The 12,987-nt window shown below is 48.6% G+C and carries 9 protein-coding genes; 3 read left to right on the top strand and 6 right to left on the bottom strand.

The genetic code is table 11. From position 1 onward, the window contains the following. From GX117_01205 to GX117_01215, 3 genes are all read right to left on the bottom strand, one after another. Nucleotides 1–596, bottom strand: a 596-nt coding sequence (locus GX117_01205; GenBank protein ID NLO31961.1) for a hypothetical protein, incomplete at its 3' end; no start/stop codon positions are given. 122 nt (nt 597–718) lie between these two features. Continuing rightward, a complete protein-coding gene (bamD, locus tag GX117_01210; GenBank protein NLO31962.1) occupies nt 719–1,783 on the bottom strand; it encodes an outer membrane protein assembly factor BamD in 1,065 nt (354 codons plus the stop codon). A gap of 141 nt (nt 1,784–1,924) precedes the next feature. Beyond that, nucleotides 1,925–2,524 (bottom strand): RNA polymerase sigma factor, encoded by a 600-nt coding sequence (locus tag GX117_01215; protein ID NLO31963.1) that lies wholly within the window; start codon nt 2,522–2,524, stop codon nt 1,925–1,927. A 230-nt stretch (nt 2,525–2,754) separates the two neighbouring features. Here GX117_01215 and GX117_01220 point away from each other — a divergent pair, with 230 nt between their 5' ends. The 3 genes from GX117_01220 to GX117_01230 are packed head-to-tail and all read left to right on the top strand — an operon-like array spanning nt 2,755 to nt 8,823. After that, nucleotides 2,755–3,357 carry a CinA family protein gene (locus tag GX117_01220; protein ID NLO31964.1) on the top strand — a complete coding sequence of 201 codons (603 nt, stop codon included), beginning with the start codon at nt 2,755–2,757 and terminating at the stop codon, nt 3,355–3,357. Beyond that, nucleotides 3,354–6,863: a DNA polymerase III subunit alpha gene (dnaE, locus tag GX117_01225; protein ID NLO31965.1), complete on the top strand. Its 3,510-nt coding sequence runs from the start codon at nt 3,354–3,356 to the stop codon at nt 6,861–6,863. Before GX117_01220 ends, dnaE begins: the two co-directional genes overlap by 4 nt. Nucleotides 6,864–6,897: 34 nt before the next feature. Beyond that, complete coding sequence (locus GX117_01230) at nt 6,898–8,823, top strand: TolC family protein (protein NLO31966.1); 1,926 nt, start codon at nt 6,898–6,900, stop codon at nt 8,821–8,823. 50 nt (nt 8,824–8,873) lie between these two features. On the opposite strand, the gene GX117_01235 is transcribed toward GX117_01230, so the two are convergent. From GX117_01235 to GX117_01245, 3 genes are all read right to left on the bottom strand, one after another. Then, on the bottom strand, nt 8,874–10,445 hold the full coding sequence (locus GX117_01235; protein NLO31967.1) for a 2-isopropylmalate synthase: 1,572 nt from the start codon (nt 10,443–10,445) through the stop codon (nt 8,874–8,876). Nucleotides 10,446–11,178: 733 nt separating this feature from the next. Beyond that, nucleotides 11,179–11,643: a PIN domain-containing protein gene (locus GX117_01240; GenBank protein NLO31968.1), complete on the bottom strand. Its 465-nt coding sequence runs from the start codon at nt 11,641–11,643 to the stop codon at nt 11,179–11,181. Nucleotides 11,644–11,690: 47 nt separating this feature from the next. Beyond that, nucleotides 11,691–12,803, bottom strand: a complete 1,113-nt coding sequence (locus tag GX117_01245) for an ImmA/IrrE family metallo-endopeptidase (GenBank protein ID NLO31969.1) — start codon at nt 12,801–12,803, stop codon at nt 11,691–11,693. Nucleotides 12,804–12,987: the final 184 nt, after the last annotated feature.

Raw genomic sequence — 12,987 nt, forward strand, 5'->3', positions numbered from 1 at the left:
GTCGTATCCGACTGGATAGCTTCCAAAATCAGTTCGTTAACAAATTTGATGATAGAGGCGTCGATGGTATCGTCGCCGAGATCGGCGCCGACAGCAGTGCCTTCCAGCGTGAGAACAGGACCTTCTGCCTCCGCATCGATAAGGATGCGTTCCATCGTATCAGCGCCCACACCATACAGCGTTTTGGTGAGCCGTACAATCTCGCCCGGCGTGGTGACAACCGGTTCCACCCTGCGCTTAAGTACCAAGCGTATATCATCAAGCAGTTGCGGGTTAAGAGGATCGCTGATGGCAACGACTAAGGCGCCGTTACGCTCATTGATGGGCACAAAACCGTAATGGGTCGCAAAGCGGGCGGGCGCTTTGGATGCGATGGCGGGATCAATCTCTTCGCGGGACAACAAAACAAAGGGCATTTCGCAAAATTCCGCCAGTATTTTATAAACGCTTTCTATCGATGCCAAACCCAGCTGCGGAATCACTTCCACAAGGGGCATCTGATTTTTGGCGGATTCTAAACGGGCGCGCTCCAGTTTGCTGTCGTCTAGGACGCCGCGATGGAGCAGCAATTGTTCAAAAGCTTTGGGCTCGCGCACTACGATACACTCCGTGACTGTTATTTATCCATAGGTGGCAACAGCTAAGATACCATAAAAACAGGGGTCAGGGAAAAATATTAGAGAAGTAGGATGCTCTGCGCCGCTAATCTGCCGCGCCGTTAATCGAGGCGCGCCAAAGCTTCTTTCGCACGAAACGCCACATCAAGATGACGGCTTTCCGCTGCCTGCATGTAGCGTTGCCGCGCTTGCTCCGGATCATTCAGCAAATCGCAATAGCAATTGCCCAACTCCAAGTCCACCCGATCGCGCGCAACAGGATGATCACAGACGCCGCGCACTTTTTTCAAGATCCCGACTGTATCGGAAAGATCCATATTGTTAGTTCGTGCCAAGACACGGCACATCTGGTTCAACGCTTCCTCTGCCCAAGGACTGTCCGGATATTCCACCAGCAAGTTTTCATAACTGCGCATGGGATTTTCGGAATGGGCCGCAGTCTCCAGTTCACGGAGAGGTGTGAAGAATTGAGGCAGAGCAGCCGCTAAAAGCTGCATCCGTTTTTTATAGTACCAATTATTATCGAGGACTTCGCTGTGCTCATCTTCCAAATGTTTGTAGGTCTCGTAGGCACGATCGTAGCGCTGCAAATAGGAATATTCGATGTCGGCCAAGGTAAGAAGCGCGTCGGCATGGAGGGCATCATTGGGATAGTCATTAATAGCCTGCTCCAGTTGGTCGGCCGCCTCCTCGCTCTCTCCTCGTGCTACCTGATCACAGGCTTGTTGTTGGAAAAAGGCGAGCTGCGATTCCGGTTCTGCAACAGACTTTGTCTCTTGGGTTATAACAGGGATATGCTCCGTGCCGGACAACATATATACAGTATATACACTCACGCTCAGGATGACGAGGGCAAGCGCCGCGAAGGCATAAGAAAAGCGTCGGTGGGAAACTTTCGGAGAATCTTCAGCATGGAGCCGCGCACGCAGCGCAGCCGTTAAATCCCAAGGTAATTCCTCTGTGGTCAAGGTGATCTGAGCCAGGCTTTGGCGCAAGGATTGGCGTTCCTCTTTCAGATCAGGGTACTGTTTCAGCAGATATTCCAGTCTGTTCGCTTCCGTTTCACTGAGTGGCTCATAAAACTCTTGAGCAATCAAGGTCTCGGCTTCCCGTCTGCGCCCTCCTCCGACAAGGCGATCCTTTAGCGTTGAAAGAATACTGATCATGGACACGTGGACTCCGAGACGTTAGGAAGCATATAAGATACCCTTAGCTATTATCTGCCGGGGCGGCTCAGTTTGAGATACCCGCAAAATTTTATAATCTTATCAATCAAAGACGTGCCAAGACGCTTGGCGCAGTCTAGTTTATAAATCAGACTTGTATTGCTCTAACAAGTCGCGCAGTTTACGAACGGCTCTAAACAAATGCACTTTCACACTGCCTAAAGAACAATTCAACTCTTTTGCAATATCCGCCAAAGGCAAGCCTTCGAAATGGCGCAACATAAATACTTGGCGCTGCATGGGCGTTATTTGCAACAAAGCTTCTCGAATTCGATCTTCAATTTCTTGAGCACGAACCTGTTGGATGGTATCCATCTTTTCAGGCATAGACTCAATATGGGTCGTTTCTTCGAGAAAATCGCCTGCTAAAAACTCCGCTCTTCTGCGCTTTTTCTTGCGCAACACGTCAAAAGCATGATTGGTGGTAATACGCTGCACCCAAGCCATGAAACCGCCTGTAGGCGCCCACAGATCAATCTTATTATGTACTTTGATCAAACTTTCTTGTGTTACATCCAACGCATCTTCACGGTTGCCGGTGACGCGATACGCAGCGGCATACATAGATCCTTGAAATCGACGGACAATTTCGTCGAACGCGGGCTCATGCCCTTTTTGCAGTAAGGCTGCAAGGGCTTCATCCGTCAATAAGGACAAGTTTTCAGCGTTGTTATGTTGCACTAGAAGAAACGTACTCCGGTATAGAAAGGTTTACCGCTCCGGGCCCACACGCCCTCCACCGCTAATGATATCACATCGCGGTCTTCGCGCTTGGCAATTGCTGTATATATACCTTCTTCCACGATTTTGTTCCCAAAATGATCGTTTTAAAGCATTTTAAAATTAGACGCAGGTCGATTCCCACCGGTTTTTTTAAATTTTCTATCGGGCGGAAGAATATGGCACAATAGATGATCAACACGCGGATCAAATCGATGTCGGGGTGTATTTTGGGCAGCCCATCACGCCGCGGAGCATTCTCCTATCCATTTTTAAAGGGGAAAGCGCCACAACAACACGGAGCCGTCGCCATGAACCATGAGGCCATGGAAAATACGATCGTCGCCCGGTGCAACGAGAATCATTGCAGTTTAGCCACAGCGGAATCTTGTACGGGCGGATTGATTAGTCACCGCATCACCAATGTGCCGGGTGCCTCTTCAATCTTTCTCGGCGGTGTTATTGCCTATGCCAATGAAGCCAAATCCGCCTTGCTGGGTGTTTCCCAAGCCCTTCTCGCAGAAAAGGGCGCTGTTTCCCAGGAGGTTGCGCTAGCCATGGCACGGGGCGCGCAACATCGGTTTCACAGTGATTATGCAGTCGCCGTCACAGGCATTGCAGGCCCCGGCGGCGGCAGTCCCGAAAAACCGGTGGGAACGGTCTATCTTGCCGTTGTAAGCCCCACATCCCGGCGTGTAATTCATCGTTTATTTGTCGGCGATCGCGATGCGATCAAAGTCCAAACAGCCGACGAGGCGCTTAACCTACTATCGGAATTAATGGATTGCTCATGAGTGATAGCTTTGTACATCTTCATCTACACACCCATTACAGCCTGTTGGACGGACTCACGAAGCCCGCTGAATTATTAAAACGCTGTGCCGACTATAATATGTCCGCCTGTGCCGTAACGGATCACGGCACGATCTTCGGTCTTTTGGATTTTTATTTACAGGCAAAAAAAACCGGGATCAAACCTATTTTAGGCTGTGAAGTCTATGTAGCGCCCACCAACCGCTTCGACAAGTCCGCGAAAAGCGGGAAGTTTGCATCGAATCATCTGCTGCTGCTCTGTGAAAACGAACAGGGATACCATAATCTTTGTAAATTGAGCACCCATGCGCATTTGGAAGGATGGCATTATAAACCCCGGGTAGACAAAGAACTGCTCGAAGAATACCACGAGGGATTGATTGTCGGCACAGCGTGTTTGAATGGGCGCGTGCCGCGCATGCTCTTGGAAGACAGACCGGAAGAAGCAGAAAAAGAGTTGGATCAGCTCATCGGTATTTTTGGGAAGGACAATGTCTTTGTTGAGATGATGAACCACCACATGGAGGAACAGGAAAAAATCAATCCTCAATTGTGGGAATTGGCCCAAAAACACGGACTCTTGGCAGTCGCCACCAATGACAGCCACTATCTCGATCAAAAGGATGCAGAAGCTCACGACGTGCTCTTGTGTCTTCAAACCAAGAGGATCTTGCAAGACACGGATAGAATGCGTTTGCCCAATGATAGTTTTTCCTTGTTGACTGCCGAAGAAATGAAAGGCCGCTTTGCACGGTGGCCGGAAGCAATCGAAAATTCTGTGCGGATAGCGGAACGCTGCAACGCTACCATTCCGACGGAGCTTAAGCTAATACCTCATTATGTGACGCCGAAGGGAGAAGACACAGCACAATATTTACGGGATCGCGTATTTGAAGGGCTAGAGATGCGTTACGGCAGCCCGGTTCCGGGAGCCGTTCGCGAACGGGCAGAATTCGAATTAAACGTCATCGAAGAAATGCAGTTTGTCAATTACTTTTTGGTGGTGTGGGATCTTGTTGATTATGCCCGTAAAGCGGGAATCCCTGTAGGACCCGGCCGCGGCTCCGCAGCGGGAAGCGTCATCGCCTATGCCCTGCAAATCACCAATCTTGATCCACTACGCTATAACCTGCTTTTTGAACGTTTCCTCAACCCTGAACGTGTCAGTATGCCTGACGTGGATATTGATTTTTGTGTGAACCGGCGCGAAGAATTAATTGAGTATTTGCGTGAGAAATACGGCGCTGATTGTGTCAGTCAAATTGCTACCTTCGGACACATGAACGCAAAAAATGCGGTGCGGAATGTGGCGCGTGTGCTGGGTATCTCCATACAGAAAAGTAATGAGATCGCGTCTTTGATCCCCAATGATATTGCCATAACCTTGGATGCAGCACTGGAAAAAGAGCCAGAACTAAAGAAACGTATTGACAGTGAACCTGAGACAGCCCATTTGTGGCATCTCGCGACACGTGTGGAAGGATCCATTAACCACCTTGGAAAACACGCAGCAGGAGTGGTCTTGTGCGATCATCCGTTGACCGATCACATCGCCTTGTACAAACCTGCTTCGAACGACGTCGTATCCACCCAAATTGAAATGAGAGGTGTTGAGACGATCGGCTTGTTGAAAATGGAGCTGTCGGGGCTGCGCAGGTTCACCATGATCCATGACACCGTGCGTCTGGTCAAAAAATACTACAAAAAAGACGTGGATATTGATCATATCCATCTTGACGATGCGAAAACCTACGCGTTATTGCGCAGCGGCGCCACGACAGGCATCTGCCAGTTGGAAAGCGCGGGCATGCGCGATATTGCCAAACGTATCGGGCTGGAAAGTATCGAAGAAATCAGCGCCTTGGTGGCCCTCTACCGCCCCGGTCCCATGCAGTTCATTGATACCTATATTCACAATAAACACCATCCTGAAGAAACGGAATATAATCCGCCCACCATCAAATCCGTGTTGGAAGAAACCTATGGTATCCCCCTTTATCAGGAACAGGTGATGCAGCTGGCGCAGCTCTGTGCTGATTTCAGTTTGGGCCGTGCCGATATTCTGCGTCGTGCTATGGGGAAAAAGGATAAACAACTTCTTGCCGATCAGAAAAAGGACTTTGTGATCGGCTGCAAAAAGAATGAGATCAACAAAAGTTTGGCGGAAGATTTGTGGAAACGTATCGAAACCTTTGCCGGCTACGGCTTCAATAAATCCCATTCAATGGCCTACGCTTTTGTTGCCTATCAAACTGCCTATTTGAAGGCCAATTATCCGGAAGCCTTTATGTGCGCGTTGCTTACCAGCGAAATCGTGAATCCGGCGAAGACCGCCTTTTATATCGATGAATGCCATAATCTGGGTATTACCGTCTTGCCGCCCGATATTAATTTGAGTGAGGAGAGTTTCTCCCTGGAAAATAACGCGATCCGCTTTGGATTGAGTGCCGTCAAAAATGTAGGCGAGACACCCTGCAAAAATATTGTTGAAGAACGGAAAAATAACGGACCTTATAAAAATATCTTTGATTTCTGTATCCGATTAAGCGGCCAAAGCATAAACAGCCGGTGTTTGGACAGTCTGAATAAAGCCGGCGTTTTTCTAAGTACGGGATGGAATCGCAATCAAGTCGAAAAAACCATGGATCAAGCCATAAGCTTGGGCCAATCCATGCAGCAAGAACGCGATTCCGGTCAGACTTCTCTTTTCGATATGACCGATGACAGCAGTGATATTGATCCTTATACGAATAAGCCGGATCTTCCCGAATGGGAAGAATCTGACATACTCAAACATGAAAAGGAGATGCTGGGAGCCTATGTTAGCGGTCATCCGCTGCGCGCCTATGAAAAGATGATTCATGAGCTAACCACCCTTGATCTGGGTACTTTTAATGAAATGGAAGGGGGCGCAGAGCTCACCGTCATCGGACTGATCTCGGAAGCAAAAAAAATTTACACTAAAAAAGGGGACGCCATGGCCTTCCTCACCTTGGAAACCTTACAAGGCCCCTGTGAGATCATCGTATTTTCTCGACTCTACGCCGTTAAAAAAGAGCATCTCATCGAAGATAGCATTATAGCGTGTCAGACCACCGTGAATATTCGAGACGAAAAACGCACCTTAATTGCCGAAAACCTTTTCCCCATCAGTGAGGCAGAAACCATGTTGACCCGCGCCATACATGTGCGCTTGAAACCGGAACAACAAGAAGAAGATACTATTCATCAGCTTGCTATGATCTTAGGCAGTAGTCACGGTTCTAACGATGTCTTTTTACATTGTCTCTATCCTGCTGCTCATGGTGAAGTGGTGATACACGCCACCAGCGCGTGTCTTGCTGCCCATACAAAGCAAATCCGCGATGAAGTGGAAGCGCTGCTCGGTCCCGGTTCTTATTTTTTATCCTCAGGTAAAGATTTACCTTCTCATCGACCGGCGCCGATCCCTGAAGATAATACGCCCCGCTATGGCTATCAAAAATAATCTGAACCTCATAAAGACTTGGAAGAACAGAAGTATGCCCTCAATCATTTCCAGAGAAAATCATGATTCTTTATCAACTGCACTTGTAACCCATGCCGTTGAAAAAATGAAGAAAAGGAAAGCCCTTTTTGCTTGGTTGTCCCTCCCAATCCATGGCGGCTTCTTTTATGCGGCCCCCCTTGCAGCCCTGCTCTTTTTTGCGGGATGCGCCACCACGAAGAATACAGACCGTGTGGACAAAGAAGTCTATCAGATCATTGAAGAAAAAAGTGCCGATGTGCTCGGTGCCGACAGCGGTTTTTCCTTAGAACCTACCGATGAACCCATCGAACTCCAAACGCTTCCCAAGCTGGAAGAGGAAGATACCACCTTAGGCAATGCGGTACACGAAGATATGGGTACGCCTATTGTTTCGCTTGAAAAGGCGATTATGCTTGCCGTACAGCAAAATCGCTCCTATCAAACAGCAAAAGAAAATCTCTATTTGCAAGTCTTGGCTTTGACGCTGGACCGACATCGCTACACCCCTATCTTTTCGGGAAATTTGCAGGCGGCACTGCGGGGAAGTGCACGTGAAGTTACAGAACCATCCCTCTTCCCGGAAACGATGGCCGGAATCGGCGGCATCATTAGCGAACTTGAACAACTCACAGGAAGCCAACAGGAACTGCTCCGTGCATATGCCAATCTTTTTCGGGAAAGCGGCGATATGCTCGGGCTGAATGAACCGACAACGACCTTGATCCATGAACAGCGGATTACGGGCGGCACCACCATAGGCGTGGATCGGCTGATGCACGGCGGCGGTAGAATCGCGGCGTCACTGACCACCAATTTCTTACGATTTTTGACCGGCAGCCCACGGGAAAGTGCAGGATCCGTTTTGGGACTCGCATTCACCCAACCTTTACTTGAAGGGGCGGGCAGCGCCATCGCGGCAGAACGATTAACCCAATCGGAACGCAATGCCCTCTACGCGCTGCGTACTTTCACCCACTACCGAAAAGAATTTACGGTCAATGTCTGCACCGCCTATTACAATGTGCTCAAACAACGGGACGTCGTACGTAATACGTGGACCAGCCTTCAAAATTTCATGTTGAATGTGGAACGTGAGCGCGCCTTCGCACAAGAAGGACTTCGTACGCAAGCGGAATTGGGGCGTATGGTACAGTTCCAATTGAACAATGAAAATGAATATGTGAATGCTGCACGGCGCTACCAAGAAGACTTAGACGAATTTAAGATTATGTTGGGCCTTTCCACAGAAACAGCGCTGATCCTCGACAATAACGAACTGGATACGCTTCGTGAACAGGGACTTAACCATCCCCAAGTGAATCTGGAAGAAGCCATTGAAGTAGCGTTGGTGTCGCGCCTCGACCTCTATAACCAACGAGACCGCGTTTTTGACGCAGAACGGAAGCTAAAAGTGGCTGCCAACGCGCTGAAGCCCGGACTGGATATTGTAGCAGGCGCACAAACCGCCTCGTTAGGGGAAAGTACGCCTGCTAAATTCGACTTTGACAGAACGGAATGGTACATCGGTCTGGACGTAGATCCACCGCTCGACAAGAAAGCGGAACACAACGCCTACCGCTCCGCACTTATAGATCTTGAACGGGCAAGCCGTGAAAGTTCTTTGGCACAGGATACCATCAAACTGGACGTGCGGGCGGCATGGCGTAATCTCGAACAGGCGCGGCGCAACTATGAGGTCGCGCAAGAAAGCGTCAAGTTGAGCCAACGCCGTGTCGATGAACAGCAATTGCTGTCTGAATTAGGACTGTCCACGGCGCAAGACCAAGTGGATGCGCAGGATGACCTTATCCGGTCACAGAACAGCTTGACCTCCGCGCTCATCACGCATACCCTTGCCCGACTCAGCTTCTGGAGAAACATGGGGATCCTTTACATCAGCCCCGAGGGACTGTGGAAAGAGATCGAATTGCCTCAATAACTGTTTCTGCGATGGGAGTTGTGTGCACGCGCAGTTTTAAAAAACTAGATCTATTTCGCTTTGGACGCTTTATTTCTGTTGCCGTTGCCATTCTTATGGGCTTCTACGACACGATCGCTTTCCAAATACGCAACGTGTTTGTTCAGCGCATTCAGGTACGCGTGGATGGCCGCCTCAACGATATCTGTGCTGACACCGTTACCACGGTATAAACGGTCGTCGAAACGAACCATGACGTAGGCTTCACCCAAGGCGTCTTTACCTGGCGTGGTCGCGCGGATTTCGAATTGTTCCAGTCTGCCGGTGAGCCCTGCGATCTTTTCGATGGCTTTACAAGCGGCATCAACAGGACCGTCACCGGTGGCGGTTTCTGTATCGACCTGATCGCCGTGGCGCAGTTTCACCAACGCAACAGTAGGATCCACGCCGGAAGCACGCAATTGTTCCAGATAATAGGTTTCCAGTCCTTTATCATACATTCCGACAATGAGCATACGCAGATCATCTGTATAGACTTCTTTTTTCTTGTCCGCCAGATCAATGAACAGATCATAGAGCTGATCAATTTCTTCTTCGGTCAAGTCAAAGCCCAGATCCTCACTGCGTTTGGCTAAACCGGCACGCCCGGAATGTTTGCCCAGTACGAGATCGCTCCGCTCACGACCCACCGATTCAGGGGTCATAATTTCGTAGGTTTTGGCATGAGCGAGCATTCCATGTTGGTGGATGCCGGATTCATGGGCGAAAGCGTTGCGTCCCACAATCGGTTTGTTGAAGGGGATGGTCAGCCCCGTGATCATGCTCAACACGGTGCTTGACGAGGTAATTTCTTTTTTGTTGATACCGCATTCGAAGGGGAACTGATCTGAGCGTGTATGGATTGCCATGACCAATTCTTCGAGCGCCGTATTTCCTGCCCGTTCGCCGATGCCATTGACAGTACATTCAATTTGTCGTGCTCCGCCCTGGATGGCGGCAAGTGCATTGGCAACTGCCAAGCCCAGATCATTATGGTTGTGGGAGGAAAAAATGACTTTATCTGCGCCGGCCGCGTTGGCGATGACATAGCGGAACATTTCCCGAATCTCGTCGGGTGTGGTATAGCCCACCGTATCGGGCAGATTAATAACATCTGCGCCCGCTTCAATAACGGCGGAAACGACTTCAACCAAGAAATCGGGGTTGGACCGGGTGGCATCTTCTGCAGAAAATTCAACGCGGGGAAGCAGGCTTTTTGCTAAACGCACGGCAGCAACAGCCGTATCCACGACCTGCGCTTTGCTCATCTTCAGTTTGTATTCCATATGGATGTCAGAAGTAGCCAGAAAGGTGTGCAGTACGGGGCTTCGCGCATGTTCCAGCGCTGCAGCGGCACGTTCAATATCTTTGTTTAACGCACGGGCGAGTGCGGCGACAGAGGACTTTTTAACGGTCTTGGCAACACGCACCACACCGTCAAACTCATCTTGCGATGCGATGGGGAAACCGGCTTCAAGAACGTCTACACCGAGACGGTCCAGTTGTTGTGCCATTTGGATTTTAGCGTTCACATCCATGCTCGCGCCGGGAGACTGCTCGCCATCTCTCAGGGTAGTATCAAAAAGATAAATTCGGTTCGACATAAGACCTTTTCTCCGTTATATAAAGGGAATATTATGGGTTATTGAATGGGGTTGGTTGGGATAGAACTGAAAAGTACGTCAGCCGTCCGGCAGATGAAGAAAAGGATGGGCCCGTTTAACAGGAGTCATCTCGGGTTGATTCGCAATAGATACACTCCGAGATACAGGTTATTAGGGTTGGTTCCGGCCTTTCCCGCCCTGCCGGATCAAAGAAGTTGGTGGCCCGGGCGATTGTTACGCGCATGTTTTGCGTAGTCGCCGGGCGCTGGCACCTCCGAACCCCACACAGAAAACACATGGGCAAACACGTCGGCTTGACCACCGTGTACCACTTTATTTTCTGTTTTTCTCATTGGGGATTTTCCTGTGACAGTTAAATAAACACTTCCTCAATAGCATCAGACATAGTCAGTATACCATGAAAAGCCCTTGAACTTCATCTTCTTATTGGGTTCAAGGAGCCGCTGATCTACTGCATAACGAACATATCTTTGACGCTGAATATTCCGATGCCAAGAAAAGTTCTTCCCCGATTCTAAGGCTCTCGTGTTTTGAGAAAGGGGGCGGATTCAAGGTTGAAATGCAACCGGTCCAAAAAAAGAGGACATCACAGAGATCTTCGGTACAATAGTTCTGTTCAAACACCCGAAGGAGTCCATAATTGAACCGATGATGAGATTGTATCGAAAAGAGATTATTATAATTGGGACGGGTGTTTCGTGCAATTCCTTGTTCATTTAATATTGCTTAGTTTTTCTTTGAACTTTTTAAGAATCTTTTGAGTGATATGTCTTGGATTTGTTTCGTGAATTGTTTGAGCGATAGCTTCCGCAATATTTTTAGGAATACCACCTGCGTCACACAACTCTACGAGTAACTCCAGCCCCCAAAGAATCGGGACGCCGTCAGTCTCACAAAAACGTCGAAGAATGCGATCATTTGTTATGCACGTCAAACCATGACGCTTTGCCGTCAATAAGCACAGCCTATCCTGAAATGAAATAGAATTGACTTCACTAGCGGCGCTATATATATCTTCGATTTCTGGGTCTATGACTAATAGACCAAGTTCATAAAGTTCGCTCGTTTCGTTAATTTCACGAAGTTCTTCGACAACCTGAGATATCACATACACTTCACCGACATACTCCGGTATGAGATGCAGGACAGTACGATCGGCATGCAAAAAGTCGATCAAGACACAGGCATCCATTATCATTAATCGTGTTGTCTTTGCGGGTCCCCTCACTTTAAGGCTTTCCAACAGATAATACGTTCTTGCATTTCCTCTACCGAAATGCGAAGCAATTCTGCGCCGCGGCCGGTGCTGATCTTGTCGCTTTCTATCGCTTCGCGAACAAGACGACTAAATCGACTTTCTCGGAAGTCATAGCGCCGCAGGCCAAAAGGTTCTGCGTTGTCAATGCCCTTAGGTTCTTCTTTGTAAGCAAGTTTCCGGTTAAACCGCTTCTCATATGCAACATTAAATCTGGGCCAAATAGACTTATCGACGATTTTCGACTCTATGAGTCGGCTAAGAATAGTTTTGTAACTCACGTGAAATATACCTTTCACCTTGAGCACTCGATCCACAAAATCTAAGCCGGCGGCATTCTGCCATTCCTTATTGAAACCTTCTTCAGGCAGCAGGAAATAGCCTGCAAAATGATTCGCTTCCTTTTCTTCTTCTTTATTTTCCTCAGACTGTATACTGTCATAAGCACCCGGATGTAACAAAAGATGTCCAAGTTCGTGGGCAGCACTAAAAATACGACGTTCAACGGAAATACGTCCCCAAACATTTACAGCGACAGCTGGTCCACCGTCTTCTTCACCTATGGACAGACCGAAAAACTTATCTGAAGCCTTGGAAAGGGAAAGTACCTTTACACCTGCGCTTTCCAAGAGACCGCAGATATCATGTATCGGTTCTGTGCTGTTAAGCCCCAGATTTTGCCGACATTGCCGTGCCATTTCAGATCTATCAAATTTGTTCGCGTGATTGCTAATATTTGACAATGCAAATGGGATACGATTGTCCAGTAATTCTTCGAGCCAACAGAAATCATCCAGCCAGCGAGATACTTCCGCCAGTATATTCGTGCGGTTCTGCATCCGCTTTGAACTTCGAAAGCGAACAGTCTTGAGTTCGCGCGTTGGTATAAAAAGATCTTGCAAGCGCACTTCCAATGCACGAGCAATAGCCTGGACCGTATTGAAGCGAGGCTCGTTTTTGGCATTCTCGAGATTTTTTATCGTAGGTAGAGAAAGACCGGTCTCGCGTTTGAGATCGGCTTGACTCAGTCCTTTCTCGGTACGAAGTCGTCGAAGGTTATTTGCGAGTATATTAAGGTTCATGATGAGATTCTCTCTAGACACCTTGATTATACCATATAGCAAGGTTTTGTCAAGTGGTATTGGTGTGCCCCCCGTAAACTGGTCCATGTATAATGAGAGTTTCGCATCTGCCCTTCGGGCAAGGAGACTTGATTATGTCGAAAAGGAAACGTCACAATCCGGAACAGATCGTTCGCAAACTTCA

The sequence above is a fragment of the Candidatus Hydrogenedentota bacterium genome (assembly GCA_012523015.1).
In the GTDB taxonomy this organism is placed as follows: Bacteria; Hydrogenedentota; Hydrogenedentia; order Hydrogenedentales; family CAITNO01; genus JAAYBJ01.